Below are 25,742 nucleotides of genomic sequence, written 5' to 3' on the forward strand. Positions count from 1 at the left end.
TTGTTAATTTTTCTGCAATTTAGAAAGGAAGATCGTCTTCTTCACTATTTGCACCCGAAGGTTGTCCTGAATTTCTTGGAGTTAGCATTTCTAAGGAAGTTACACGCACTTTTGTCGTGTATTTATTATTGCCGTCCTTATCCTGCCAAGTGTCTGTTTTCAATTTCCCTTCGATATATACTTTATCTCCTTTTTTCAGGTATTGTTCGGCAATTCCGGCCAAACCTTCCCATAGCTCAAGGCGATGCCATTCTGTAGTTTCCTTTTTTTCACCATTGCGGTCTTTATAACGTTCGGTGGTAGCGATGTTAAAATTTGCAACCTTGGTGCCAGTGTCCAATGTTCTTACTTCTGGGTCTGCTCCCAAATTCCCAATTAGGATTACTTTGTTTACTGCCATGATGGTTTAGATTTAAGTTAAAAATTGATTTAAAAAATTTTTGATCAATACAGGTTTTGGCAGAGATTCTATTTCATCTGTTGAAAAGAAGCCTGCATCTCCTAAAGGTTCCTTTAAAAGAGTTTCTTCATTTTCTATATCAACCAAAAAGAATTTGGCATAAATTACCTGATGTGACAAAACATGCTTTACCTCAGGCATTTCAGATTTAAATATAATGGAATTTTTAAATAAATCAGAGTTATTAGCATAGTTTTTTAAAGATTCTAAATCCATCCTATTATTTGCCTCTATCATTGGTAAGTCATATAACCCTTCCCAAATATCTCCCTTAGGTCTTTTATTCATATAAATATGACTCCCCTTCTGCCAAATAAAATAATGAAAATACCTATTTTTTACTTTCACTTTGTTTCGTTTCACAGGCAATTCCTTTTGCGCTAAGTTTTCATATGCAAAGCATCCTCCCGCAAAAGGGCATATGCCACAGAGTGGCTGATTAGGTTTACAATGCAGAGCACCAAACTCCATTATCGCTTGGTTAAAAAGGTCAGGATGTTCAGTTGAAATCAATCTTTTACATATCTCTCTAATCGTAGTTTGCGTACTATTTTCAGCTATATCATCGTAGATACCGAAAAATCTAGCAATCACCCTCATTACATTTCCATCAACTACAGCTACTGGTTCTTTAAAGGCAAAGGAAGCAATTGCAGCTGCAGTGTATGGACCAACACCTTTGAGTTTTATTAGCTCTTGATAGTTTTCAGGAAAATTATTCTTCAACTCATGGTGGATATGCTTTGCGCAGGCATGCAAATTTCTCGCTCTACTGTAATAACCTAATCCTTGCCATAGCCTCAGAACCTCATTTTCATCAGCTGTAGCCAATTTATCTATCGAGGGAAATTTTTCGACAAAGGCTTCATAGTAAGGCAAGCCTTGAGCAACACGTGTTTGTTGAAGAATAATTTCAGAAAGCCAAATTTTATATGGGTCTTTTGTGTTTCGCCAAGGTAAATCACGCTTATTTGCTAAATACCAGCCAATAAAAATGTCGGCAAAATCATTTTCTGCGATTTTTTTCATGCACGTTTTTAAATATATCTAGTGCTTCAAAGCTACATTTTTATCAAATAGTTTTTTAAAAAGCAAGCTTCATTGTACCTTTGCCCTCCCAAAATCCTTGGGTTTTAGTTTATTAGGAAATTTCAAACGAATAAAAGAAGTGACTAAAGCAGAAGTAATCGCAGAAATCGCAGAGAAAACAGGTGTAGACAAATCAGATGTTAGTACTACCGTAGAAGCATTTTTCTCTGTTGTAAAATCCTCTCTATCAAAAGGTGAAAACATTTATGTTAGAGGATTTGGTAGCTTTGTTAACAAGAAAAGAGCTAAGAAAATCGCTAGAAACATCTCCAAAAACACGGCAATTGTAATAGACGAACATTATGTTCCAAGTTTCAAGCCTTCAAAGGTTTTTGTTGAAAAAATCAAAAGCAGCAAATTGGTAAATTCTAACGGGAAGTAATTTTTTCGTCAGACGCTTAAAATCAAATGTCAAAATTTCAGCTAATTCTAATTGTCGCTTCAGTCGTTTTGGTGGCTATTATTTATAGTTTGCCAAAAGTAGTTGTTGACAACAAAGAAGATGCGGGAGGTAGACAAGCGAATGCTGTTGACCAAGAATTGGACATGGAGGCAGGTCTTAACATGCCTGCTCACATGTCGGATTTTACTGAAGAGGAAAAAGCAGAAATTGCAAAACTTCGCAATGAAGTTAGCAGTAGTGCTATAGCTTCAGAGATTAATAATGCTGCAAATCAATTGGCTGTTTTATATCAAAAGTATAGTCGTTTTGATAGTGCAGCTCATTATGCAGGAATCTTGGCTAACAATCAACCAACGGATGCAAATATAAAGCAGGCTGCCTTTTTGTATTTCGATGCATACAGCTTTTCTGTAGCACCCGAAAAAGTTAGATCAAATGCCGACAGGGCATCAGACTTATTAGGCAAAGTGCTTGAAAAAAATCCAGAGGACTTGGAATCAAAAACTAGACTTGGTCTTATACTCGTTAATTCGCCGCAGCCTATGCAGGGAATTATGATGGTAAGGGAAGTGTTAGAACAAGAGCCTGAGAATGAATTTGCTCTATTCAATATGGGATTACTTTCTATAGAATCGAGGCAATTTCCAAGGGCAGTGGAATACTTTGAGCGCTACCAAGCAGTGAATCCGGAAAATGAAGAAGGCCAACTTTATCTGGCAATTAGTTATCTTGAGTCCGGAAACAATGCAAAAGCCCTGGAAACCTTCAGCAGATTGAGGGAGAGGGTTTCTGACCCAGAAATGATCAGAACAATCGATCAATACACAGAGAGATTAAAATAATTTTTTAACAAAAACATTAATATTATGCCTTGCGGTAAAAAAAGAAAAAGACATAAGATTGCTACTCACAAAAGAAAGAAGCGTCTAAGAAAGAACAGACATAAGAAAAAATAATGCCTGATTTCGGGTATAAAACCGTGCTTTTTCTAAAGGCACGGTTTTACTGTTTTGCTCCAATTGGAGCACATATTTTTTCTATGTATCAATAAACCTTTACGACATTGAGTAGCGAACTAATAATTAATTCCGCTCAAGATGGATGTCGTATAGCCCTTTTAAAAGACAAAAGCTTAATTGAGTATCACTACGATAAAGACGAGGATCGTTTTACAGTAGGTGATATTTACCTTGGAACAGTCCGGAAAATAGTACCGGGACTAAATGCTGCCTTTATTGATATTGGATACGAAAAGGATGCCTTCCTCCATTATCAGGATTTAGGACCGCAGTTTAAGTCTTTGGTAAAATACACCAAATATGTACAAGGAAATAAAGATGCTACAGGCAAGCTAAATGGTTTCAAGACAGACCAAGACATAGATAAGCTGGGAAAAATTTCCCAAGTTTTATCAAAAGGTATGAGAATACCTGTTCAGGTAGTAAAAGAACCCATTTCAACAAAAGGACCACGACTTTCATGTGAGTTATCATTAGCGGGCAGGTACATGGTACTTGTGCCCTTTTCATCTGCTGTAAATATTTCAAAGAAAATATCGGAGCAGGCAGAAAGAAAAAGATTATCGCGCCTCATTTCATCCATTAAGCCAGAAGGCTTTGGTGTCATAATTAGAACTGTAGCTGAAAAAAAGGAGGTTGCTTTACTTGATAAAGACCTCAGACAACTACTTGAAAATTGGAACGAAGGTGTCGCTAAATTAAAAAAAGCACAGCCTAAGGATAAAATTATAGGCGAAATGGGACGTACATCCTCATTGCTGAGAGATGTATTGAACGAATCATTTGATAGTATTACTACAGATGATCAAAAAATTTATGATGAAGTAAAAGGGTTTATCCACAAAATTGCTCCTGACAAAGAAAAAATTGTCAAGATGTATACTGGAAAGACCAAAATTTTCGAACACCTCGGTGTCGAGAAACAACTCAAAACACTATTTGGTCAGACGGTAAGTTTGGCGGGAGGTGGGTATCTCATTATAGAACATACCGAAGCTCTCCATGTAATTGACGTCAATAGTGGAAATAAGTCAAACGCCGAAGCAGATCAGGAAGCAAATGCCTTGGCTATAAATATGCAAGCGGCCAATGAAGTCGCAAGGCAATTACGTCTAAGAGATATCGGCGGTATTATCGTTATCGATTTCATTGACATGAAGAAGCCTGAGAATAAGCGTAAGCTCTATGATCAGATGAAATTGGAGATGGAATCAGACAGGTCTAAGTTTACCATCCTCCCACTTACTAAGTTTGGGTTGATGCAGATTACTCGCCAAAGAGTAAGGCCTGAAATGAATATTACCACAAAAGAGCTTTGCGCTGCTTGTGGTGGTACTGGCAAAGTATCGGCAACTTTAGGAATTGCTGATCAACTTGAGCAACATTTAGAATACTTACTTCTCAAGCAAAATGAAAAGTCTGTTTCTGTAATTGTTCACCCTTATTTGTATTCATATTTTACCAAAGGTTTTCCTTCAAAAAGAACCCGTTGGTTTTTGAAATACAACAGATGGATACGAATAGTACAAGATTCATCGTTAGGCCTATCAGAATACAAATTCATCAACAAGTTTGGTGAAGAAGTTGAAATGCAGCTAGAGTCTGCTGAATAATGCGCAAAAATCTATTACTTTTTTTAATCATTGGAATGTCAGTTTCGGTTGCTTGCACTACCGAAACTGACCCCATTGATACCAGCAATGTAAGTCTCGATGTAGAAATAACGCGGTTGGAGAAAGATTTTTTTCAGCTTGAAACCCAAGAAGATATTCTCAATTTCCTTGTTACACACGAAGATGTCGCTACCCAATTTTTAGGATATACCCCAGATGACATCGAGTTAATTGAGCAATTACACAAGATGAGGTACGATCCTGCAATCGCTGAACTCTATGACGAAACCCAACGTGTTTTTGCAGACATGGATGGTTTTGAAAGCCAACTTGAAGAAGCTTTTAAGAGAATTAAAGTATTGTATCCCACATTTGAGCCACCAAAGGTATATACTATGATTACCGGAATGGGAAGTGACTTATTGGTTACAGACAGTTTGGTAGTTATAGGTCTTGATTTTTTCTTAGGCGAAGATGCCAAATTCCGCCCAATTGATGTCCCCAACTATATTCTCCAACGCTACAATAAGGAATATATCATTCCTGCCATTATCACGCTTATATCGGATAGATTCAATGAACTTGATCTCACTGAGAATACAATGCTCAGCGAAATGATTTCTTATGGAAAGGCATATTATTTCACTAAGCTGATATTACCAGCAGAACCTGATGCAAATATTATTGCCTACACCAGCGAGCAAGTAGCGGATATTAAAGAGAATGAAGGAGTAATCTGGGCACATTTTATTGATAAGCAGCTTCTGTATGAATCAAGCCATTTTGAGAAAAATAAATATATGGGCGAAAGACCTTTTGTTGCTGAAATAGGCAGAAGATGCCCTGGTAGAATTGGTGCTTGGCTTGGCTGGAAAATCGTAAATGCATACATGGCCAAAAACGAGACAGTCACTGTGCAAGAGTTGATGAATACTGAAAATAGCGAGTCAATATTTTCGAATTCTTCCTATCGTCCTGGCAAGTTTTGAATAAACTGTATACTTGCTTCTATTTGAAGCCTTCTATCAAATTTCTCTACTGCTAATCTTCTTGCATTCCTTTGTACCTCTTCAAGTCTGTTTGAGCTATTTAAGAATGGTTCAATCTTCTCAAAAAACTCTTCTGGGTGTTCGGAATTGTAGGCAAACCCACAATCATTTGCTTCTACTAAATCTTTCATCCAGCCATTGAAATTTAGGATAATTAATTTTGCAGCTGCCAACCCATCAAAAAGCTTATTGGGACTGCCAGTAGTTAAAATTGAATATGGCGCATATGAAACAAATGCGGCATCCGAAGCTTCCAAAAGCTCTTTTGCTCGCCATTTTGAGCTATGATCTATGAATTCGACATTATTTAGATTGAGTGATTTTGTTTTCTCCATCAGCTCTACTCTCTCAGATCCTTCTCCCATCAAAACAAACCTTATTTTGTCTGCCTTTTCCATAGCTATTGCAGCAACATCCAAAAGCATTTCCAAGCCATTAGCCCGACCCATAGCACCAATATAACCTATTTGAAAAATATCCACCTCGTCCTTTTTAACCTCCCGCTTACAATTAAAATATTCTACATCAGCAAAATTTGTAATCGTCGTTAATGGCTTTTTAATAGCGCCAAGTTTTTTGTGAATTGCCTCTTCAATTGATGAAGAAAGAGCTATTATACCAGCGGAATTTGTATAAATTCTTCTTTCTAAATTATACAACAAAGACTTTAAGACGGGATTTCGAATATAACCTAGTTCAATTGGTGCATCTGGCCATAAATCACCCACCTCCACGAGGAATGGTTTTTTCAATAACAAGCCCAATGCAGGCACAGAAAGTGGGGTAGTAATTAAATAAAATAAATCTGTTTTTGGAGAAAGTGATTTTGCAGTGGAATATGCTTTTCTGGCAAATATTCCAAATGACTTTACACGTCGCCAAAATTTAAATTGATTGTGATAGGGAACAGGCAAATAGATAACTTTGATACCATCAATAAAGAGCTCTTGATATTCAGGTTTATTCCAAGAGCTAATTACAGTGACTTCAAATTCTCTTTCAACAAGGCCTTTTGCTAAATACCATGAACGAATACCACCACCATCTTCAGGTGTTTTAAAATACTGATGGATAATGGTAATTCTCTTCATGTGCGAAAGATAAAAACAAAAAAGCGGGAGGTTATGCTAAAGTCCTCTGTTGCTTTTCGAAATACTTGCACATAAAACTCAACTTACAAGCCTTGCAATTGGGAGTCCGAGCTAAGCAGATATATCGGCCATGCAATATTAACCAATGGTGAGCTTTGGGAACGAGCTCTTTTGGTATATGCTTTACTAATTGCTTTTCTACTTCCAGGGGAGTTTTAGCTGTAAGTGGTACAAGCCCCATTCGTCGCGAAACACGATATACATGCGTATCTACAGCCATGGTTGGCTGATTATAAATAACAGATAAAATCACATTGGCGGTTTTGCGACCAACACCGGGCAATCGGATGAGATCTTCCATTCTACCGGGGACTTCACTTCCAAATTCGTCCACCAATAGTTTGGCCATTCCGATAATGTGCTTGGTCTTATTATTCGGGTAGCTAATAGACCGAATATAAGGAAACACCTCATCGAAGTGAGCAACAGCAAGAGACTCTGGGGTTGGAAATCTTTCTATTAAGGCTGGAGTGACCATATTCACTCGCTTGTCTGTACACTGAGCACTTAAAATTACGGCAATAAGGAGCTGATAAGAGTTGGCATAGACCAACTCTGTTTCAGGTTCCGGCATTTCGTTGGAAAAGTACTCGATCAGTGCTTTGTACCGATCTGATTTTCGCATTCTAATTCGTTTTTAAACCGAATGCAAGTTAGTATTTTTTGAATACGCTAAAATCGATTCCACACATCTATCAGACGGACTTGCGCTAAAATTTCTCAGACTACTCACAGCTGAAAGAGTTTCATTGTACTGATCGATCACCTCGTGATCAACCAATAGAGAAAGCTCTATTTGCTGGTTCTCCTCTGAGTTTGTTTCATCATAAATGTATCTGACAATGTCATTTTGGGTAGATGTTTTGATCATACGCTATATTATGTTTAACCATTTTTTTCTTTAAGTTAATCAGTGCATAGCGCATTCTTCCCAAGGCAGTGTTAATACTAACACCTGTGGATTCGGCAATTTCATGAAAGCTCATTTCCATATAATGGCGCATTACCAATACCTCCCGCTGCGTATCAGGCAACTCTTTGATAAAGCGTTTCAACATTGCATTAGTGTCATTTCGAATCTGAACATTCTCCCATGATTCCTCAGTAAATTCAAGTGTATTGAATACTGAAGAACCGTCCTCCATAATAATGGTAGGATAGCGTTTCGCTTTTCTAAAATGATCTATCGCAAGATTGTGAGCAATTCTTTGAACCCACGGCAAAAACTTGCCTTCTTCATTGTACCTTCCAGACTTAATGGTGTTAATCACCTTAATGAAGGTTTCCTGAAATAAATCTTCCGCTATGTACTGATCTTTTACAATCAGATAGATGGTGGTGAAAATTTTGTTCTTGTGGCGTTCAACCAGCTGAGCAAAAGCATCTTCGTTACCATTCTTGTAAAGCGCCAGCAGTTGGCTGTCGCTCAAACCATAATCTCTCATGTGTTTGTACTTTTAGTAAACGTAGAGCTTTATATCATATTGTCTGGTTTAGAGTGAGAAGTAAAAAAATTAAATAGGCTCAAATGTATCCTTTCAATGCATACTTGCAAAATTTTTTAAATGTTTTTTTGGAATACTTAATAAAAAAAATGCTTCTATACTGATTTCTGCAACATTATTAAGCAGTGGAAATCGGCGATACGCAAAAACTCTGCTGCAAAAAATGTGAAATAATATCCGAAACCATTTGCTAAAACGTATTTTTGTATCACAGTATGCTCGATTCAAAATTGGAACTAAAACCATTCGACCCGGAAGTAATAGACCCGAAAGAGTTTATTATTATCCATAAGGCTCGTGTCAATAATCTTAAAAATCTTTCTGTTGCCATTCCACGCAATAAGCTTGTGGTAATTACCGGGCTTTCGGGCTCAGGAAAATCCTCCTTGGCCTTTGATACGCTTTTTGCAGAAGGACAAAGAATGTATGTAGAAAGCCTAAGTGCCTATTCGAGACAATTCTTGGGCAGAATGCAAAAACCTGAAGTGGACTTTATAAGGGGTGTTTCACCTGCAATTGCTATTGAACAAAAGGTAAGTAATCGTAATCCTAGATCTACAGTGGGTACAAGCACGGAGATTTATGATTACCTCAAACTTCTTTTTGCACGAATTGGGATTACTTATTCTCCGAAATCTGGAGAGATAGTCAAAAAAGACTCCGTTGCAGATGTTGTCAATTTCCTACTGGAACATGAGCTTGGAACAAAGTTTTTGGTGCTTTGCGAATTAAAGCTTAGTAAGGAAAGAACCCTCAAAAAAGAACTTGAATTGCTTTTGCAAAAGGGCTTCTCTAGGGTGATGGTGAATGGAGAAGTTTCCTTTGTCGAAGATTTGCTTAATGAAAATCTAAAATTAGGCAAGAAGGATAGAATTGAAATTCTGATTGATAGAGGTGTTGTAAATAAGGAGGATGAAGATGCTATTTTTAGAACTTCGGATTCAATCCAAACAGCATTTTTCGAAGGAGAAGGTACATGCATCATCCTAATAGTTGATGGCAAGCAAAGAGTATTTTCAGACAAATTTGAGCTGGACGGAATTGTGTTTGAAGAACCAAGCGTAAATTTCTTTAGCTTCAACAATCCATATGGTGCATGCCAAACTTGCGAAGGTTTTGGTAAGGTGCTGGGAATAGATGAAGATTTGGTGATACCAGATAAGAGCCTAAGTATATATGAAGGCGCTGTATTGCCGTGGCGATCTGAATCATTTGCAAACTGGCAACAACCCTTAGTGAAGAATGGGATTCATTTTGACTTCCCAATTCATAGGCCATACAATGAGCTCACTTTGGAGCAACAAAGACTTGTATGGGATGGCAATAAGTATTTCGATGGTATAAATGCTTTCTTTGCCCATTTGGAGTCAAAAACACATAAGATCCAATATCGAGTATTGCTATCTAGATACAGAGGCCGAACTGTCTGCCCTGATTGTAGAGGAAGTAGGTTGAGAAAAGATGCTGCATTTGTTAAAATTGATGGGTATTCGATTACCGACTTGGTATTAAAGCCAATCGATAAGCTTGCAGAAATTTTTGACTCCTTAAATATCAACAAATTTCAAGAAAAGGTCGCGAAGAGAATTCTAACTGAAATAAAGAACCGTATTGGGTTTCTGGAGCAAGTTGGTTTGGGCTATCTTACATTAAATAGACTTACCTCCACTTTGTCTGGTGGAGAGTTTCAGCGTATTAAATTATCGACTTCCTTGGGTAGCGCACTTGTAGGATCCATGTATATTTTGGATGAGCCAAGCATTGGACTGCACCCTAGAGATACTGATAGACTTATTGGGGTCTTGAAGTCGCTAAGGGATATTGGCAATACGGTGATTGTGGTGGAGCATGAAGAAAAAGTAATGCATGCTGCGGATCAGATTATAGATATTGGGCCTGATGCCGGAAATCATGGTGGGAATTTGGTGTTTCAAGGGACAATGGATGAACTTAAAGCTTCATCCGCTTCATGGACTGCCAAATATCTAAATGGAACCGAGAAGATCCTCCCGCCATCCTCCCGCCGTCAATGGAAAGACGCTGTTATAATAAGAGGCGCTCGCGAGAATAATCTCAAAAGTATCGACGTTCAGTTTCCTTTAGACATCCTCACAGTGATTACTGGTGTAAGTGGTTCGGGCAAATCTACTTTGATCAAAAAGATCTTGCACCCTTCTATTGCTAAAATACTAGGTGTCGGAGCAGAAGCTACAGGCAAGTTTGATAAGCTGGAAGGTGATTATAAAAGAGTAAGTCAGATCGAATTTGTAGATCAAAACCCAATTGGCAAATCTTCCAGATCCAATCCTGTAACATATGTAAAAGCTTATGACGCAATTCGACAACTTTATGCTGAGCTACCTTTGAGCAAACAAAGAGCATATAAGCCTGCATTTTTCTCATTCAATGTAGATGGAGGGCGCTGTGAAGATTGCCAAGGTGAGGGAACAGTGAAAATCGAAATGCAATTCATGGCAGATATTTACCTCACATGCGAAAGTTGCAAGGGTAAGCGATTCAAATCCGAGATTTTGGATGTGGTGTATAATAACAAGAATATTTCTGAAGTATTGGAAATGACTGTTGATGAAGCACTCATCTTTTTTGTAGCTCAGCAGTCAATTATCAATAAACTGAAACCACTTCAAGATGTAGGTTTAGGGTATATTCGCTTGGGTCAATCTTCAAATTCTCTTTCTGGTGGTGAAGCCCAACGAGTGAAATTGGCTTCTTTCCTTGGCCGAAGTGGTAAAACAAGCAAAGATCATATACTATTTATATTCGATGAGCCAACTACCGGGCTGCATTTCCATGATATCAAAAAGCTATTGGGCGCTATAAATGCCTTAGTAGATCAGGGAAATTCAGCTATCATAATTGAACACAATATGGAGGTAATAAAATCTGCAGATTGGATAATAGACCTCGGCCCTGAAGGTGGGGAAGCGGGAGGGTATGTGGTTTTCGAAGGCACTCCCGACGAAATGATCAAAAGCGATAAGGGCTATACCTCAAGCTACCTTGCTGAAAATTGGCTATAAAAAAGGCTGTCCCAAATAGAGACAGCCCAAATATTTTCATCTTTTTAACCCCTTACTTTGTTAATTCTTTCCTACGAAGAATTGTTTCTACAAATTTTCTTTCATTGTCTGTATTGAAAATTCGAAAGGGCAAATAGATAAATTGTGCTTTAGATAAAACGAATAGAAAAGCATCCTTTTTGATTTCAGCTTTTTTGATTTTATCCCAAGTCACCGGCATCCCTTGTTTGGTATTCACCCAAATGATAATATCCTTACTGGTGATCTGATAGCTCAGTTTCTCAAATAGCATTTTGGTTTGCTCCATTTGGGTAACTCCGGCAAACTGAATAAGCCAAAACAACCAATAAAGCGCTAAAGCGATAAGAGCACCTATCCACCACCAATTAGATGGAACAACGAAAGTCATCGCGCAAATGGCGATAAAGATGAGCCATACCCACCATTGCTCTTTTAGAATATTCTTGAGACCTAATTTTATAAATGTGCTGGTTTCCAGCTTATATTTTTTCGTTTTAACGATCATTACAATTGTATTTAATTTCTTGCTCTTAAAAAGGCTTGCAAATATCCGATTTTAAAAGGAATTCAAGAAATAAATATTCGATTAAGAACCAACTGCTTTGAGGCTTAAATCTAAGCTCTTATATGAATGAGTAAGAGCACCAACCGAAATATAATCTACACCCGTTTCGGCTACTGCTTTAATATTGGCTTCGGTAATTCCACCAGATGCCTCGGTTTCAAACCTACCTCTTATCAATCCAACAGCCTCTAAAAGCATCTCAGGCTTCATATTATCTAAAAGGATTCTATGAACTCCACCCTCATCTAGCACTTCTTTTACTTCATTAATTGATCGAGTTTCAATTTCAATCCTTAAATCTTTGCCATGTTCTTTGAGGTAGGTCTTGGTAGCTCGTATAGCTTTTGATATCCCACCACAAAAATCAACATGATTATCTTTCAACAGTATCATATCAAATAAACCGAATCGGTGATTTACACCTCCACCAATAGCAACTGCCCACTTTTCAATCATTCTGAATCCAGGCGTAGTTTTGCGTGTATCCAAAAGCCTGGCTTTTGTATGATTTATCAATCGATTCAATTTGTAAGTATACGTGGCAATTGCACTCATTCTTTGCATGCAATTGAGCACCAATCGCTCTCCCGTTAAAATACTAGCGGCAGGACCTTCTACTAGAAATATCACTTCACCTTTACTCATTCTAGAGCCATCCTTTTTTAGGATTTGCACATTAAGTCTTGTGTCTAGTCTCTTAAAAATCATTTCGGCCAAATCTACCCCAGCCACGACGCCATCATCCTTGCAAAGTAAGCGAGCCATTTCATTGGCTCCTGGTGGTATAGAGGCTAAAGAAGTATGATCACCATCACCAATATCTTCCTTTAGAGCTAATTCGATAAAATCATTGATACCTTCTTGCGAAAGGTAAGGGAGTGTTTTCCAGTTCATTTACTTATTCTCGGCTGAAGTCTAAATTATAAATTTTATATATATCATTAACCTTACGCACTCGTACCAAAACTCTAAAATTCCCATTGGTCGAAGCATACTTTCCTATCACATATTGAAGACCATCTTTTGGGCCACCTTCGTGAATTATTTGAAAGCTAATTGGAGGATTCTTTTGAAAAAAATCTTTTAGGACGAACTCCGCTTGGGCGCTGCTGAAAGTCTGCTGATCCTTGTCAATGGTAATATCTACCCTATCATGGAGCATTTTAACCAATTCTTTGGAGTTGCCACTTTTTATCAGATTGCCCGCTTGAGTTAACACAGCATTTTGACCAATTGCATTTTGGGTGAATAGAAAACTTATGAGCAAAAAACTTGTTAGATATACTAAACTTCTATTGTGTAAATGCATAATTATGAGGTTTTTAAAATAATCATTTGTCTAAAACTGTGCCATTTGCAAAAAATGTCCTTAGAATCGAAAAACGAGCTATAAGTCAAATTTAATAAACGAGCTGTATCTTTGAAACATGAATAGGAAAGTATTACTTATGATTCTCGATGGCTGGGGAATAGCCAGCAATAAAAGTGTCTCCGCAATAGATGCAGCCAATACTCCATTTATAGATGGTCTATATGAAAAATACCCCAATAGCAAATTACAAGCTTCGGGATTATTCGTGGGCTTGCCAGATGGACAAATGGGAAATTCTGAGGTAGGTCACATGAATATTGGTGCTGGTCGCATAGTATATCAGGATCTGGTAAAAATAAATAAGTCTATTCAAGAAGGTGAAATTAGAAGTAATGCTGTACTGATAGATGCATTACATGAAGCGAAAAAACCTGGAAGAGCTTTACATCTGATGGGATTACTTTCCGATGGAGGCGTTCATTCGCATATAGACCATTTGATAGGGCTATGTAAAATTGCCGTTGAAAATCATATTGATCAAATTTTTATACATGCATTCACTGATGGGCGAGATACTGACCCAAAAGGCGGCTTACACTATATTCAAGAACTTGAACAAGCCATTGAAGGGACTCAGGTAAAAATTGCCTCGGTAGTAGGGCGCTACTATGCCATGGATAGAGACAAGCGCTGGGAAAGAGTGAAAATTGCATTCGATGCATTGTGCTTGTCCAATCCGCCCAAAGAAGAAGCTGTACTCAATTTGCAGCAAGCCATACAAGAGCAATATAATAAAGGAGTAACTGATGAATTTTTACCTGCTTTAATTCCTGTAGATATTAAAGGAAATCGAGTGGGTAATATAAGAGAGAATGATGTAGTGATATGCTTCAATTTCCGAACTGATAGAGGTAGGGAAATAACTGAAGTGCTCACGCAGAAAGATTTTCCAGAATTTGGAATGAAAACCCTCCCGCTACATTATGTTACCCTCACCCAGTACGATCATAGTTTTCGAAATGTCCATTCAATTTTCACTAAAGACGATCTGAAAAATACCTTGGGAGAAGTAGTAAGCAAAGCAGGAAGAAATCAAATTAGGATAGCAGAGACAGAAAAATATCCGCATGTGACCTTTTTCTTTTCTGGAGGTCGAGAAGTGCCTTTTGAAGGAGAAGAAAGAATAATGTGTCCTTCCCCAAAAGTAGCCACTTACGATCTGAAACCCGAAATGAGTGCAATGGATATTCGAGATGCAATCATTCCGAAATTGGAGCGGGAGGAAACAGATTTTATTTGCTTAAACTTTGCAAATCCAGATATGGTAGGGCATACAGGTGTATTTGAAGCTGCGGTAAAAGCTTGTGAGGTAGTGGACGCTTGCGCACAATCTGTGGTCGAAACTGCATTGGAACATAATTACTCAATCGTCATTATTGCAGACCATGGCAATTCTGACATGATGATAAACCCTGATGGCTCTCCAAATACAGCCCATACCACCAACCCCGTTCCATGCATTTTGCTTGATCGTGAATTCAATGGTAAATTGAATGATGGTAAATTGGGAGATTTGGCGCCAACTATACTTACCTTGATGGGTATTGAAATTCCCAATGAAATGACAGGAACCTGCTTGATATGATAAAATCCTTCTCTCTTATATTATTGTTTACTTTGGCGTTTCTGGCTTGCCAATCGCCTGATCCAAAAATCTCTTCTGCGGAAAAGGATTATCCAGATGTGCCAAACGCTATCCGAATAGCTATCCAAAACAACTTGGAAGAGCGAATGAAATTGGTGAAAAAAGTAAACACCAATGGAAGTATTGAAGAACAAATCATCCAAGCTGACAGTGCGACGTTCTATGAGGAAATGAGTCTTTTACTTCAGTATGATTTGAATAAACCTGCTTATCGTGGAGTTTTTAATATAGAAAAACACAATGATAGGGAAGGAAATAAAATAGTTGCCCTCACAGCAAAAGAATCAGAATCACCAAATATTATAAGTGCAGAGTTTACCTCCCGCAATAAGCAGCTCTTGCATGCCAAATGGATTGTCAAGGATCAAAACTATGTATATCATTCTGAGAGAGTGTTTGACATTTCCTTTGCTGAACTTAACAGCAAAATCATACTTGATAACTTTCAAATAGCTATTGGTCAAAAAATAATTGCGCAGGATAGTGTTTGGTACACAGTGGACTCCAAATTCTCAAAAGACTAGCTTATATCTTAAAAAAAGCTTCCAAAAAGCTCATATTCTCACCTTCGCCTTTTAGGATCATAATAGCACTGTTTGGTTGGAAAGTAAGCAACCTTTCGGCAACTGAACCAAGCAATACAGAAGCCGCACCAGATCTGCCTTTGGAGCCAAGAATTATCAAGTCAATGTTTTCTTCATTTGCCAACTCAGTAATTTTATCTGAAGGTCTTTTATCATCATCCAGAGTAAATATCTTATGTATTTTTACTCCTGAATTACTGTACGGTTTTAACATTTTTTCCATGTCCTTTTCGGCATGTCCTCGCATTATTTCAGAGAATTCTTCATAGGATTTTCCAGTTTTGTAGAAACCCTTTGGCACTATGAATACATTTTGGCAAAATAGTTCTGCTTTGGCCCTATCTGCTAAGTAAACTGCCTCTTTCACTGCCATCTCTGAGTGCTTAGAAAAATCTACCGCTACTTGAATTTTAGAAATCGATAGTCTACAATCTTCTGGCACAAATAACACAGAGAATTGAGATTTGTGGGTAAGCTGTCTAGCTGCATGTCCAGTACCTCTCAATGAATTTTTTCGACCTACAATCGTAAGATTGATGTTCTTTAGCTTACCAAGTTTTAGCAGTTCATCAGCCTTAGTTCCTTCCCTCACTAAAATTTGGCTATTAACTTCTTTCAAATTGAAATCAGACTTGGCAATCAGCTCTTCCATCTCCTTTTTGATGACTTCATCCACTGGCACATTCAAATCAGGATAGCGCGTTCTCACCTCATCAGAAACCTCGAGATTTTCAGCAATATTCACAAAATACATTGCTTCCACAGGAATTAGCTTAGTTAATAGGCTAGCATATTTGATAAGCACCTTATCCATTTTAGAAAAATCAAGTGCTATTAATATTCGTTTATTCTGACTCATGAGTTTGATTATTGAGCTAACAATTTTCTTCAAGTTAAGGAGAATTCCAAGTTCAATAAATGAATTTGGCGATTAAATACCTTAAATGGCAAAAGGATTATGTAATAATTGTGAATGAATGAGTATTGTAGGTAAATTTGCCTGAGCTAAGGAATTCTCAATTCATGGAAAACACAAAGGAAAACGGCGGGAGGGATTCCATTCTAACAAAGCTCCAAAGCAAATGGAAGTTGAAAAGCATTTTTCAAGTGGTGCTCGTGCTAATTGTATTTGCACTGACTGGACTAACTACTGTGACTGTGAAAGTATGGATTTACAATTTCTTTAATTTAAGTGATAATATGAGTTTAATTGGCCGAATTGGTTTTTTTATTCTCATCACTTTACCCACTTACCAAACTCTATTGCTATTGTACGGGTTTGTTTTTGGTCAATTCTCATTTTTCTGGCAAAAGGAAAAGTTGATGTTGGCTCAAATTAAATCTGCCTTTTCAAAAAATTAAGTAGCCTCAATGGCAAAAAAATCAAATAAGCTGTCCGATTCTGAAAAGCGCCCTGTAAATAAAGCTGCTTTAGGTAAATTAAGTAGGATATTCAATTACATGAAACCCTACATGGGTAAATTTGTCCTTGGGCTAGTTTTTCTACTTCTATCAAGTCTTACCTTACTAGCATTTCCAGAATTGGCAGGCAGGCTGGTGGATGCGGCTTCGGGTAATTCGGATTGGTACATAAATGATGTCAATCAAATTGCCCTTTTGTTATTGGGAGTTTTATTGGTGCAGAGTTTCTTTTCCTTTTTTCGAGTGTATTTGTTCGCCAGAGTGAGCGAAAGATCTATGGCCGATATAAGACTCGATTTGTACTCTCGTCTACTTTCCCTCCCACTTGGTTTTTATGATAAACGCAGGACTGGTGAACTATTTAGTAGAATTACTTCTGATGTTTCTCAACTTCAGGATACTTTTTCTATCACCTTAGCCGAGTTCCTCAGACAAATATTAACTCTCCTTGTTGGTGTATTTATTATTTTTTACACAACCCCTCAGCTTACTTTATTTATGTTGGCTACATTTCCAGTTATAGTAATTGTAGCATTCGTCTTCGGGAAGTTTATCCGATCTCTTTCTAAAAAGACGCAGGATGAATTGGCCGCAGCTAATGTGATTGTAGAGGAAACTTTAGTAAGCATACAAACGGTGAAGGCTTTCACAAGTGAGCTGTTTGAAACACGAAGGTACGATTCTGCATTGACCAAAGTGGTTAAAATCGCATTAAAAGCGGCAAACTATAGAGGAGCATTTATTTCATTTATCATTTTTGCGCTATTTGGTGGAATCGTTGGTGTGATGTGGTACGGGGCTTCATTAGTTTCGACTGGCGAGATAAGTGTGGGCAACCTATTGTCATTTATTCTATACACAACCTTTATTGGTGGCTCAATAGCTGGATTGGGAGATTTGTATGGTCAAATCCAAAAAGCCATTGGCGCATCGGAAAGAGTAATTGAGATTTTGGATGAAGAAGGCGAGGAGCTTGAGAAATCAGGTATGGAGGAAATAATTCCTTTGGAGGGTCGCATTCAATTCAATAATGTCAGGTTTACATACCCGACCAGAATGGATATAGAAGTACTTAAGGGCGTGGATTTGACGATTAACCAAGGGCAAAAAGTCGCCTTAGTTGGGCAAAGTGGAGCTGGCAAGTCAACCATAATGCAATTGTTGATGAAGTTTTATGTTCCCACATCAGGTGAAATTACTATAGATGGACATCAAATTAATGATTTACCAGTTTCTGCATACCGAAAAAACATTGGAATAGTGCCGCAGGAGGTATTGCTATTTGGAGGGAGCATCGGTGAAAATATTGCTTATGGAAAACCCGGTTCGAGTAAAGAGGAAATTGAAAAGGCAGCTGAAAAAGCATACGCTTTAGATTTTATCAATTCATTTCCTGAGGGCATGGACACCTTGGTAGGTGAGCGGGGGGTGAAATTGAGTGGGGGGCAGAGACAAAGAATTGCAATTGCCCGAGCTATTTTAAAAAATCCAAAAATATTAATCTTAGATGAAGCGACAAGTTCATTGGATGCAGAATCAGAATTTTTGGTTCAAAAGGCATTAGATGAATTGATGAAAAATAGAACAACCCTGATAATCGCCCATCGATTGGCAACTATCAGAAAAGTTGATAAAATCTATGTATTAGCCGATGGACAAGTAATTGAGGCAGGAACTCATGAAGAATTATCAAGAAATGATGAAGGTACATATAGCAATCTAGTGAGACTACAATTGCAATTAGACTGAAAATGCGTACCTTCAATACAGTATTTATATAGAAAATAAAATCAACTTAAACCCATTGAAGGAATTTTACTTCTTATTAAATTTGTCCAAAAGGTTTGTTTAAGTTGCATTTTGATTTAATTTTAACCTTTTAATACGTAACATCACAAATCACCATATTACTATGAGAAAAATTGCTACCACTTTTTTGGTTTTGATGGGTTTCTTGCAGGCCTATTCGCAAAACGTGCAATGGGCCAGCACCGTAATGGAAGCATCTTCTGAAAGGTCACTCGATTTTCAGAAAGATTATGCTCTAGGCAGACCCGGAATGATCCCTGACGGCAACACAGAACCAGTTTTCTGGAGCCCCGCAGGTGACAATAGCAAAGAATTTATTAAAGTTGGATTTGAAACTCCATTAGTTGTAAAACAAGTAATCATCAGCGAAACCATGAACGGCGGTTCTATTTCTGAGATTTACGGTTACGATGCTAATGGTAGAGAATACCCTTTAAGAAAGTATAATGCAATGTCACAAAATGGAAAGAAAATGACTGCGGCAACTATGCCAAGCGGTAGTTCTTTCGAAGTTTCTGCCATCAAGGTTGTTCTTGACGGCTCGAAAGTATCAGGCCAAAAAGGCATTGATGGCATTGGTATTACAAACTCTGCTAAAATAAGCTTTGCTCCAACTATGTTAGGTGACGGCGTAAATACTACAGATTACCACGAAATCAACCCAATCCTTACTCCTGACGGAAACAGACTTTACTTCAGTAGAAGAAACCACCCAGAAAACATTGGTGGTGTTACTGACCGTGTGGACATTTGGTATGCAGATCGTCAAGGTGATGACTGGGGACAAGCTGTTAACATTGGTGAACCAATGAACAACCCTGGCTTTAACTTTATCGCAGACGTAACTGTAGATGGCGAAGAAGTAATTCTTGGTAACGTTTATGGCAAAAAAGGTAACATGAAGTTTGGTGTTTCTCAAGGCGTGAAGTCTGAAGACGGAACTTATGGAGAACCTACAAAACTTGATATCATCAATTTCCATAACTATGATGAAGAATTTAACTTCACCATTAGCAAGAACAAGGAAACGATGATTATTTCATCTGACATGGACGAAACATTTGGAGGAAGAGATCTATACGTTTCGTTCTTGAAAGACAGAGAAAAAGGTACTTGGACTTATCCGATGAATTTAGATAGTGTTATTAACACTGAAGGTGATGAGGTAACTCCATATTTAGCTCAAGATAACGTTACTCTATATTTCACTTCTAATGGCCATGAAGGTTACGGAAATGGTGACGTTTACAAAACTACTAGACTTGATGATACTTGGACGAACTGGTCAGAACCAGAAAACTTAGGTCCATTTGTAAACAACCACCAAGAAAATGCATACTACATTCACCCAGAGTGGTCTGAGTATGGGTTCCTTGCAATCGGTGAAGATGGAGTAAATGCAGATATTTACACATTGAGACCAGAAGTTGCTGAAGATATTGCAATGGTTGAGGTTAAAGGTCGTGTATTGTCAAACTGTGATGCTAGCAAACCGCTTGGTGCGACTGTAACACTAACTGCAAATGGCAAAACTTACACTGCTCAGTCAGACGCTAACACTGGTGCTTATTCAGTATTAGTTGAGTCAGGTCATAACTATACTATCTCAACAAATGCTGAAGGTCATAAAGCATTCTCTGAAAGCTTAAATATTGAAGCTTCTGAAGTATTCAAAGAGATTAACAAAGATCTTTGCCCAGAACCTGAAATCATTATACTAAGCACTACTAAGATCCTATTCGACTTCGATAGATCTACTTTACGTCCTGAATCAAAAGAAGAACTTGACAGAACTTATGAGTACCTACAAGAAGCTAATGTATCTTACATAATCCTTGCTGGACATACTGATAGCACTGGTCCTGAAGTTTACAACATGGGCTTATCTGAAAGAAGAGCTAAAGCTGTTGTGGATTACTTAATTAGCAAAGGATTCTCTGCTGATAAGATCAGACCAGAATGGTATGGCGAAACTAAGCCAGTTGATACTAACGATACAAGAGAAGGTCGTCAGAACAACCGTAGAACTGAGATTACTATCTACAGATAATAAAGTAGAACTAAATATCATAATTAAAAAAGGAGGCTTCGGTCTCCTTTTTTATTTTTAGGTGAATGAAAATATTCTAAATTTGGTTAGTCATCTGAATTATATAATGCCCATTTACATGTCAAATCTAGCAGCAGAAGGATTATTGAAGAGTTTTAAATTAAGATTGACGCCTTGTAGACAAGAAGTGATATCCCTTTTTATCAATGTAGATTATGCATTGTCCAATTCTACTTTAGAAGATAAAGTTGGTAAAGATTATGACAGGGTAACTATTTATAGAACGCTCAGAACTTTTCTAGACAAAGGCATCATACATAAAGTCTTGGATGATGAAGGCACTCCAAAATACGCTCTTTGTAGGGAAGCTTGCGATACACATGATCATAATCATGATCACGTCCATTTCAAGTGCTTGGAATGTGGCGAAACTAATTGTATTGAGTCAGTTGTAATTCCAAAGTTAAATCTTCCAGAAGGATACCAATACAATGAGGCTAATGTATTGTTACAAGGTATTTGTAAGGACTGTAATTCATAGAGATCAAAAGAGAATTTCCTCAGGTTCTTCAAGTTTTGTAGCTGGGCTGCCTGGCCAAACCACCCCTGGCGGGAGGTCAATTTTTGGCCTATTTGGTAATTTTATGCCCCCATCTCCATCATCTGATCTACCATTCCCATTTGAGCCTCTTTTACGCATAAGCAAAAACATAAAGTACACCAGAATAAGGTAAACTACTCCACACAAAACCATATCGACAAAATACAGTGCCATACTCAATTATCAATTTCCCAAAAGATATAAAATTTCACCTAGTTAGAAAACGGCCTTAACTGAATTGTGTTCGAGCTAGTGCTGAAAGGCAAAGAAAATCAACCATACGACAACCAATATTGGTAGAAGTATAGGAATAGAAAATCTCAGTATGTAGCCAAAAAACGATGGCATTTTCACACCAACTTGTTCAGCTATGGATTTCACCATAAAGTTAGGGCCATTACCAATGTATGTCATTGCGCCAAAAAACACTGCCGCAATTGATATTGCTTTGAGCGAAAGAATACTATCCGGATATGCTCCTCCCGCAAAACCTCTTACTTGTGAAATCATATTGATATCGGCACCTTCGGCAGCCATTGATGCAGCTAAAAAGTTAAGATAAGTTGGTGCATTATCAAGAAAGCCTGACAATAAGCCCGTACCCCAATAAAGTGTATTGTGCGTTATTAGCGCCGCTCCACCTTCTGATTTTGCAAAATTTCCCACTAACTCCAAAGCTGGAAGCATTGTGGCAAATATTCCAATAAATATAAAAGCTACCTCACGAATTGGTTCGAAATTGAACTCATTGCCTTTATGAGCTTCCTTATTGGCATATTTCCATGAGAAGAATGCCACTGAAAGCATGATTATCTCTCTCAGAAAGGAGAATTTTTGTCCGTCATAGGCTATATAAGGAACCCCCTCAATAACATTTGGATCAAGGAAAACAGCTGCGATTACCACTGCAAGCCAAATGAAATTCCTCAGACCAATAATGGTTATTTTGTTGGTGAATTCTTCTACATCTTCTTCATCTTCCAGAGAAGCGGCCTTATTTCTCTTATCTATGAAATAGAAGATTCCTGCTAAGAAAAGACATACAAAAATCCAAGGAAATAAGTTATGCTCCAGAGTCCAGAAGAATGGAACACCCTTAAGAAAGCCTAGGAACAACGGAGGGTCACCGATCGGAGTTAATGAACCACCCACATTGGAAACCATGAAAATAAAGAAGATGATGTGATACGCTTGTATTCGTCCTTTGTTTAATCGAATAAAGGGTCTAATCAAAAGCATAGAAGCTCCGGTAGTACCAATCAAATTAGAAATAAGAGCCCCAATGAGTAATAGAGCAGTATTTGTAAGTGCTGTGGACTTTTTATCAACTTTAATGAGAATCCCTCCAGATGCTATAAACAAGGATGCTAATAGTGCTATAAACTGAACATATTCGGCAAGTGCATGAACGGGTCCGTGCGTATTATGAAGCCCATATAGATAATATATAATAACAATAGCACCTAACGAAACCGCAACAATAGGGTAGTTTTTGTGCCAGAAATGCTCATAAAATAAAGGCCCTGTGGCAATCATCAATAGCAGAATTACAAAAGGCAATACTGACCATAGTGGAGCTGAAGGATGCTCTGCCTCGTGGGGCTCAGCATGTACCTCAACAGCCTCCTGTTCTTGCGAATTAGAATCAATATTCTCAATAGTTACCATTGCGCTATTTGTATCCAAATCCGCAGCAAAGACGGAATTTGATATACCGAGTACGCAAATCAAAAATACTGTATAGATATATATGTGTAGATGATGCTTCAAAGGCATGAGGGTATCAGATTTAGTTTACCTGGTGCTTAATTTCAATTTCATGGTTAATATTATCAATTTCGATTAAAATCAGAATTAATATTTGATAATCTGATACCCTATTATACCAACTGCGATAAAGCTGATTCCAAAGAAGTCTTGATTAGTCCTTTATTCTCAGAATTTATAGAGTTTACTTTAGACAATGCAATAAAAACCGTTTGGCTCACATCCCTAAATATTGCTTCATCAGTAATTTCTATATCAGTATCTCCACTCATAAGATAAGCGAATACACGAGCCATACCACAATTGGCTATGAAATCTGGAATTACTGCTACGTGTTCATCAGCATATGAAGCAATAGGTCCAAAGAAAATTTCTTCATCATTAAACGGCACATTTGCTCCCGCGGATATTAATTCTAAACCTCCTGCAATAAGCTTGTTTAGATCATCCTTGCGAACAAGGCGGGAAGCAGCGGCTGGCACAAAAATTTGAGCCCCTAATTCCCAAGCCAACGAATTCATTTCATCAAAAGGAATCATCTTGTCCGCTCTCAACTTATTGCCATCACGATTCAAGAATAAGTTTGTAATTTCCTCAGCTGAAAATCCATCCTTATTAACCAAACCACCTTCTCTATCTATAATGCCTATGATTTTAACACCCGCCCTTGCTAAGTAATAAGCTGCTGCTGCTCCCACATTTCCCCAGCCTTGGATAAGAGCTGTTTTACCTTTATGATCATTTTCCCACAATTTATAATAGTGGAATATGGATTCAGCCACGCCGTATCCAGTTATCATATCGGCGATGGTATATTTGCGCTTTTGGTCTGGAGTAAAATTAGCATCTTCAATTACCTTTGAAACACCCTGTCTTAATTGTCCAATTTTATGGATTTTTAATCTCTCACTTGGGTTGAAGTGGCCATTTACTATTCCCTCTTGTGGATGCCAAAGTCCAAAATCTTCTGTAATTGGAATTACATCATGAATCTCGTCCACATTCATATCTCCACCAGTGCCGTAGTAATTCTTGAGCAGTGGAATTACAGCTTTGTACCAGCGAACTAAAACATCTCTTTTTCGTGGATCGGATGGATCGAAATTGATACCTGATTTTGCTCCTCCTATTGGTGGACCCGACACAGTGAATTTCACTTCCATGGTTTTAGCAAGTGCTTCAACCTCTTTACGATCAAGGCCTTTACGCATTCTAGTTCCGCCGCCAGCAGCACCACCACGTAGGGAATTTATTACAACCCAACCTACGGCCTCAGTTTCTGCATCGTGCCATTCAAATACAATTTCAGGACTTTTATTCTCAAATTTCTTTAATAGGTCTTTCATGGATTTTCTTTTCAAACCCGAAAATACTAAAATTAAAATAGAAGATTCCCGCAAATTTGACCTGATGAAGAATCGTTTTTGGCTCCCGTCACACTTGCCAAAGTATTGATCTGATTTTCAGCTCTCAACAATCCAAGGAAAGCAAAAATTAAGGCCTCCTTAAAATCTACTATTTCGGCAGACGGTATTTCTAAGGTGAAATTTTCACCTAAATAACCTTGAAGGGTAGTAATAAAAAATGCGTTATGCGTACCTCCTCCAGTTGAAAGAATTTTTCCTCCCGCTGCTTTCAGGTTCAGCAAGCCTTGAGCAATTTGATATGCACTATGATGCACCAAAGTATGCAATGTATCACTAGGGTTTGTTGGATAGGACTCAATCAAAGGCAATATTTGCTGTTCAAACCACTCTGATCCAAGACTTTTAGGATAGTCTTGTGAGTAGAAAGGCAAATTATTTAGCTGCTCAAATAAAGATTCGATTAGTTTTCCAGATTTTGCAATTTTTCCGTTTTCATCATACGTTTTTTTTGCCCATGAGCTCACATAGTTCAGCCCCATATTACATGGAGTCAAATCATAGGCTATTCTCCGTTCATTTACTTCGGTAGAGACGTTCGCAATACCGCCTAAGTTGAGGCAAAAGTCATATTCACCAAATAACAACTGATCTCCAATTGGCACTAACGGTGCTCCTTGGCCACCTTTTGCAACGTCCATAGAGCGAAAATCCGAAATTACAGGCAAACCCGACTCAACTGACAAATGGCTTGCAGAACCAATTTGCAAAGTAAGCCCTCGATTTGGCTGATGGAAAACTGTATGACCATGTGAGGCAACAAAATCTGCCTGCCTAGCTATGGATTGAGAAAATGCTGAGACTTGTTGCCCCATCCATTTTCCAAAATCAACATCAGCAATAGCAAGTTCAAAACCCGAAAGCTCTTTAGCCTTGCTTAAAAGATTTTTCCAACTTTCGGAATATGGAATAGTCTCAGCCTTTTCGATTTCAAAGTTCCATTTTCTATTTTCCTTCCAAAAATTACAACAGGCAACATCAAGCCCATCTAGAGAAGTGCCTGACATCAGTCCGATTATTTTCCAATGCTTGTTCATTTTAATGTTTTGAAGTTTTGTCTAAAAGGAACATATAAGAATTGCCAATATGTCGAAAAATAGGTCATAGATTAAGGATTGTTCTATATTTGAAATGATTTCCAAGTTTAAAATA

General features: G+C 37.9%; 25 protein-coding genes. 11 read left to right on the forward strand and 14 right to left on the reverse strand.

Annotated features, from left to right (window positions below; all coding sequences use genetic code 11):
- Nucleotides 1–19 precede the first annotated feature (19 nt).
- Both ACOXY8_RS06320 and mutY read right to left on the reverse strand, forming a co-directional pair.
- The gene (locus tag ACOXY8_RS06320) at nucleotides 20–400 is read right to left on the reverse strand and encodes a single-stranded DNA-binding protein (RefSeq protein WP_458330712.1); all 381 of its coding nucleotides are present in this window, start codon (nucleotides 398–400) and stop codon (nucleotides 20–22) included.
- 12 nt (nucleotides 401–412) lie between these two features.
- Nucleotides 413–1,489 carry an A/G-specific adenine glycosylase gene (mutY, locus tag ACOXY8_RS06325; protein ID WP_458330713.1) on the reverse strand — a complete coding sequence of 359 codons (1,077 nt, stop codon included), beginning with the start codon at nucleotides 1,487–1,489 and terminating at the stop codon, nucleotides 413–415.
- A 139-nt stretch (nucleotides 1,490–1,628) separates the two neighbouring features.
- On the opposite strand from mutY, the gene ACOXY8_RS06330 reads away from it, so the two are divergent.
- The 4 genes from ACOXY8_RS06330 to gldB all read left to right on the forward strand — a co-directional run bounded on the left by ACOXY8_RS06330 (nucleotide 1,629) and on the right by gldB (nucleotide 5,573).
- On the forward strand, nucleotides 1,629–1,931 hold the full coding sequence (locus ACOXY8_RS06330; RefSeq protein WP_458330714.1) for an HU family DNA-binding protein: 303 nt from the start codon (nucleotides 1,629–1,631) through the stop codon (nucleotides 1,929–1,931).
- Between the two features lie 26 nt (nucleotides 1,932–1,957).
- Nucleotides 1,958–2,794 carry a tetratricopeptide repeat protein gene (locus tag ACOXY8_RS06335; protein ID WP_458330715.1) on the forward strand — a complete coding sequence of 279 codons (837 nt, stop codon included), beginning with the start codon at nucleotides 1,958–1,960 and terminating at the stop codon, nucleotides 2,792–2,794.
- Between the two features lie 221 nt (nucleotides 2,795–3,015).
- Nucleotides 3,016–4,584 (forward strand): Rne/Rng family ribonuclease, encoded by a 1,569-nt coding sequence (locus ACOXY8_RS06340; RefSeq protein ID WP_458330716.1) that lies wholly within the window; start codon nucleotides 3,016–3,018, stop codon nucleotides 4,582–4,584.
- 35 nt (nucleotides 4,585–4,619) lie between these two features.
- Nucleotides 4,620–5,573, forward strand: coding sequence for a gliding motility lipoprotein GldB (gldB, locus tag ACOXY8_RS06345; protein WP_458330717.1), 954 nt, complete (start codon nucleotides 4,620–4,622; stop codon nucleotides 5,571–5,573).
- On the opposite strand, the gene ACOXY8_RS06350 is transcribed toward gldB, so the two are convergent.
- Genes ACOXY8_RS06350 through ACOXY8_RS06365 form a run of 4 tightly spaced genes read right to left on the reverse strand, consistent with a single transcriptional unit; the run spans nucleotide 5,552 to nucleotide 8,229 of the window.
- Nucleotides 5,552–6,724 (reverse strand): glycosyltransferase family 4 protein, encoded by a 1,173-nt coding sequence (locus ACOXY8_RS06350; RefSeq protein ID WP_458330718.1) that lies wholly within the window; start codon nucleotides 6,722–6,724, stop codon nucleotides 5,552–5,554. The two genes, gldB and ACOXY8_RS06350, sit on opposite strands and share 22 nt — an antisense overlap.
- Before the next feature lie 31 nt (nucleotides 6,725–6,755).
- On the reverse strand, nucleotides 6,756–7,409 hold the full coding sequence (gene nth / locus ACOXY8_RS06355) for an endonuclease III (protein ID WP_458330719.1): 654 nt from the start codon (nucleotides 7,407–7,409) through the stop codon (nucleotides 6,756–6,758).
- Nucleotides 7,410–7,421: 12 nt separating this feature from the next.
- The gene (locus tag ACOXY8_RS06360) at nucleotides 7,422–7,655 is read right to left on the reverse strand and encodes a hypothetical protein (protein ID WP_458330720.1); all 234 of its coding nucleotides are present in this window, start codon (nucleotides 7,653–7,655) and stop codon (nucleotides 7,422–7,424) included.
- A complete protein-coding gene (locus ACOXY8_RS06365; protein ID WP_458330721.1) occupies nucleotides 7,630–8,229 on the reverse strand; it encodes an RNA polymerase sigma factor in 600 nt (199 codons plus the stop codon). The genes ACOXY8_RS06360 and ACOXY8_RS06365 overlap by 26 nt, the downstream gene beginning before the upstream one ends.
- A gap of 275 nt (nucleotides 8,230–8,504) precedes the next feature.
- Between ACOXY8_RS06365 and uvrA the strand changes: the two genes are divergently transcribed.
- Complete coding sequence (gene uvrA, locus ACOXY8_RS06370) at nucleotides 8,505–11,330, forward strand: excinuclease ABC subunit UvrA (RefSeq protein WP_458330722.1); 2,826 nt, start codon at nucleotides 8,505–8,507, stop codon at nucleotides 11,328–11,330.
- A gap of 52 nt (nucleotides 11,331–11,382) precedes the next feature.
- Here the strand turns inward: uvrA and ACOXY8_RS06375 are convergent, their stop codons facing one another.
- From ACOXY8_RS06375 to ACOXY8_RS06385, 3 genes are all read right to left on the reverse strand, one after another.
- Nucleotides 11,383–11,856, reverse strand: coding sequence for a YcxB family protein (locus tag ACOXY8_RS06375; protein WP_458330723.1), 474 nt, complete (start codon nucleotides 11,854–11,856; stop codon nucleotides 11,383–11,385).
- A gap of 81 nt (nucleotides 11,857–11,937) precedes the next feature.
- Nucleotides 11,938–12,810, reverse strand: a complete 873-nt coding sequence (gene nadC, locus ACOXY8_RS06380; protein WP_458330724.1) for a carboxylating nicotinate-nucleotide diphosphorylase — start codon at nucleotides 12,808–12,810, stop codon at nucleotides 11,938–11,940.
- Nucleotides 12,811–12,814: 4 nt separating this feature from the next.
- Nucleotides 12,815–13,225, reverse strand: a complete 411-nt coding sequence (locus ACOXY8_RS06385) for a DUF4783 domain-containing protein (RefSeq protein ID WP_458330725.1) — start codon at nucleotides 13,223–13,225, stop codon at nucleotides 12,815–12,817.
- A 118-nt stretch (nucleotides 13,226–13,343) separates the two neighbouring features.
- Between ACOXY8_RS06385 and gpmI the strand changes: the two genes are divergently transcribed.
- Both gpmI and ACOXY8_RS06395 read left to right on the forward strand, forming a co-directional pair.
- Nucleotides 13,344–14,873 (forward strand): 2,3-bisphosphoglycerate-independent phosphoglycerate mutase, encoded by a 1,530-nt coding sequence (gpmI, locus tag ACOXY8_RS06390; RefSeq protein ID WP_458330726.1) that lies wholly within the window; start codon nucleotides 13,344–13,346, stop codon nucleotides 14,871–14,873.
- Nucleotides 14,870–15,457 carry a hypothetical protein gene (locus tag ACOXY8_RS06395; RefSeq protein ID WP_458330727.1) on the forward strand — a complete coding sequence of 196 codons (588 nt, stop codon included), beginning with the start codon at nucleotides 14,870–14,872 and terminating at the stop codon, nucleotides 15,455–15,457. The genes gpmI and ACOXY8_RS06395 overlap by 4 nt, the downstream gene beginning before the upstream one ends.
- A 1-nt stretch (nucleotide 15,458) precedes the next feature.
- On the opposite strand, the gene ACOXY8_RS06400 is transcribed toward ACOXY8_RS06395, so the two are convergent.
- Complete coding sequence (locus ACOXY8_RS06400; RefSeq protein WP_458330728.1) at nucleotides 15,459–16,376, reverse strand: universal stress protein; 918 nt, start codon at nucleotides 16,374–16,376, stop codon at nucleotides 15,459–15,461.
- Between the two features lie 164 nt (nucleotides 16,377–16,540).
- On the opposite strand from ACOXY8_RS06400, the gene ACOXY8_RS06405 reads away from it, so the two are divergent.
- The 4 genes from ACOXY8_RS06405 to ACOXY8_RS06420 all read left to right on the forward strand — a co-directional run bounded on the left by ACOXY8_RS06405 (nucleotide 16,541) and on the right by ACOXY8_RS06420 (nucleotide 21,339).
- The gene (locus ACOXY8_RS06405; RefSeq protein WP_458330729.1) at nucleotides 16,541–16,879 is read left to right on the forward strand and encodes a DUF6787 family protein; all 339 of its coding nucleotides are present in this window, start codon (nucleotides 16,541–16,543) and stop codon (nucleotides 16,877–16,879) included.
- A gap of 9 nt (nucleotides 16,880–16,888) precedes the next feature.
- A complete protein-coding gene (locus ACOXY8_RS06410) occupies nucleotides 16,889–18,688 on the forward strand; it encodes an ABC transporter ATP-binding protein (protein ID WP_458330730.1) in 1,800 nt (599 codons plus the stop codon).
- Nucleotides 18,689–18,851: 163 nt separating this feature from the next.
- Complete coding sequence (locus ACOXY8_RS06415) at nucleotides 18,852–20,798, forward strand: OmpA family protein (RefSeq protein ID WP_458330731.1); 1,947 nt, start codon at nucleotides 18,852–18,854, stop codon at nucleotides 20,796–20,798.
- A gap of 118 nt (nucleotides 20,799–20,916) precedes the next feature.
- Nucleotides 20,917–21,339, forward strand: coding sequence for a Fur family transcriptional regulator (locus ACOXY8_RS06420; RefSeq protein WP_458330732.1), 423 nt, complete (start codon nucleotides 20,917–20,919; stop codon nucleotides 21,337–21,339).
- Nucleotides 21,340–21,342: 3 nt separating this feature from the next.
- Here the strand turns inward: ACOXY8_RS06420 and ACOXY8_RS06425 are convergent, their stop codons facing one another.
- The 4 genes from ACOXY8_RS06425 to ACOXY8_RS06440 form a co-directional block, all read right to left on the reverse strand.
- Nucleotides 21,343–21,573 carry a hypothetical protein gene (locus ACOXY8_RS06425; RefSeq protein ID WP_458330733.1) on the reverse strand — a complete coding sequence of 77 codons (231 nt, stop codon included), beginning with the start codon at nucleotides 21,571–21,573 and terminating at the stop codon, nucleotides 21,343–21,345.
- Nucleotides 21,574–21,648: 75 nt separating this feature from the next.
- Nucleotides 21,649–23,175 (reverse strand): sodium:proton antiporter, encoded by a 1,527-nt coding sequence (locus ACOXY8_RS06430; protein WP_458330734.1) that lies wholly within the window; start codon nucleotides 23,173–23,175, stop codon nucleotides 21,649–21,651.
- 104 nt (nucleotides 23,176–23,279) lie between these two features.
- A complete protein-coding gene (locus ACOXY8_RS06435; RefSeq protein ID WP_458330735.1) occupies nucleotides 23,280–24,512 on the reverse strand; it encodes a Glu/Leu/Phe/Val dehydrogenase dimerization domain-containing protein in 1,233 nt (410 codons plus the stop codon).
- Between the two features lie 32 nt (nucleotides 24,513–24,544).
- Nucleotides 24,545–25,627: an anhydro-N-acetylmuramic acid kinase gene (locus ACOXY8_RS06440; RefSeq protein WP_458330736.1), complete on the reverse strand. Its 1,083-nt coding sequence runs from the start codon at nucleotides 25,625–25,627 to the stop codon at nucleotides 24,545–24,547.
- Nucleotides 25,628–25,742: the final 115 nt, after the last annotated feature.

It is taken from the genome of Peijinzhouia sedimentorum (genome assembly GCF_049340005.1).
In the GTDB taxonomy this organism is placed as follows: domain Bacteria; phylum Bacteroidota; class Bacteroidia; order Cytophagales; family Cyclobacteriaceae; genus CAXBDP01.

Excerpts from the sequence above, each read along its gene's own strand:
- ACOXY8_RS06430 (WP_458330734.1), bottom strand. The coding sequence starts at position 23,175 with ATGCCTTTGAAGCATCATCTACACATATATATCTATACAGTATTTTTG.
- ACOXY8_RS06415 (WP_458330731.1), top strand. The coding sequence starts at position 18,852 with ATGAGAAAAATTGCTACCACTTTTTTGGTTTTGATGGGTTTCTTGCAG.
- ACOXY8_RS06395 (WP_458330727.1), top strand. The coding sequence starts at position 14,870 with ATGATAAAATCCTTCTCTCTTATATTATTGTTTACTTTGGCGTTTCTG.
- ACOXY8_RS06350 (WP_458330718.1), bottom strand. The coding sequence starts at position 6,724 with ATGAAGAGAATTACCATTATCCATCAGTATTTTAAAACACCTGAAGAT.
- ACOXY8_RS06375 (WP_458330723.1), bottom strand. The coding sequence starts at position 11,856 with ATGATCGTTAAAACGAAAAAATATAAGCTGGAAACCAGCACATTTATA.
- ACOXY8_RS06335 (WP_458330715.1), top strand. The coding sequence starts at position 1,958 with ATGTCAAAATTTCAGCTAATTCTAATTGTCGCTTCAGTCGTTTTGGTG.
- ACOXY8_RS06360 (WP_458330720.1), bottom strand. The coding sequence starts at position 7,655 with ATGATCAAAACATCTACCCAAAATGACATTGTCAGATACATTTATGAT.
- nadC (WP_458330724.1), bottom strand. The coding sequence starts at position 12,810 with ATGAACTGGAAAACACTCCCTTACCTTTCGCAAGAAGGTATCAATGAT.
- mutY (WP_458330713.1), bottom strand. The coding sequence starts at position 1,489 with ATGAAAAAAATCGCAGAAAATGATTTTGCCGACATTTTTATTGGCTGG.
- ACOXY8_RS06385 (WP_458330725.1), bottom strand. The coding sequence starts at position 13,225 with ATGCATTTACACAATAGAAGTTTAGTATATCTAACAAGTTTTTTGCTC.
- gpmI (WP_458330726.1), top strand. The coding sequence starts at position 13,344 with ATGAATAGGAAAGTATTACTTATGATTCTCGATGGCTGGGGAATAGCC.
- ACOXY8_RS06425 (WP_458330733.1), bottom strand. The coding sequence starts at position 21,573 with ATGGCACTGTATTTTGTCGATATGGTTTTGTGTGGAGTAGTTTACCTT.
- ACOXY8_RS06320 (WP_458330712.1), bottom strand. The coding sequence starts at position 400 with ATGGCAGTAAACAAAGTAATCCTAATTGGGAATTTGGGAGCAGACCCA.
- ACOXY8_RS06405 (WP_458330729.1), top strand. The coding sequence starts at position 16,541 with ATGGAAAACACAAAGGAAAACGGCGGGAGGGATTCCATTCTAACAAAG.
- gldB (WP_458330717.1), top strand. The coding sequence starts at position 4,620 with ATGTCAGTTTCGGTTGCTTGCACTACCGAAACTGACCCCATTGATACC.
- ACOXY8_RS06420 (WP_458330732.1), top strand. The coding sequence starts at position 20,917 with ATGTCAAATCTAGCAGCAGAAGGATTATTGAAGAGTTTTAAATTAAGA.
- uvrA (WP_458330722.1), top strand. The coding sequence starts at position 8,505 with ATGCTCGATTCAAAATTGGAACTAAAACCATTCGACCCGGAAGTAATA.
- ACOXY8_RS06400 (WP_458330728.1), bottom strand. The coding sequence starts at position 16,376 with ATGAGTCAGAATAAACGAATATTAATAGCACTTGATTTTTCTAAAATG.
- ACOXY8_RS06365 (WP_458330721.1), bottom strand. The coding sequence starts at position 8,229 with ATGAGAGATTATGGTTTGAGCGACAGCCAACTGCTGGCGCTTTACAAG.
- ACOXY8_RS06410 (WP_458330730.1), top strand. The coding sequence starts at position 16,889 with ATGGCAAAAAAATCAAATAAGCTGTCCGATTCTGAAAAGCGCCCTGTA.
- ACOXY8_RS06440 (WP_458330736.1), bottom strand. The coding sequence starts at position 25,627 with ATGAACAAGCATTGGAAAATAATCGGACTGATGTCAGGCACTTCTCTA.
- ACOXY8_RS06435 (WP_458330735.1), bottom strand. The coding sequence starts at position 24,512 with ATGAAAGACCTATTAAAGAAATTTGAGAATAAAAGTCCTGAAATTGTA.
- nth (WP_458330719.1), bottom strand. The coding sequence starts at position 7,409 with ATGCGAAAATCAGATCGGTACAAAGCACTGATCGAGTACTTTTCCAAC.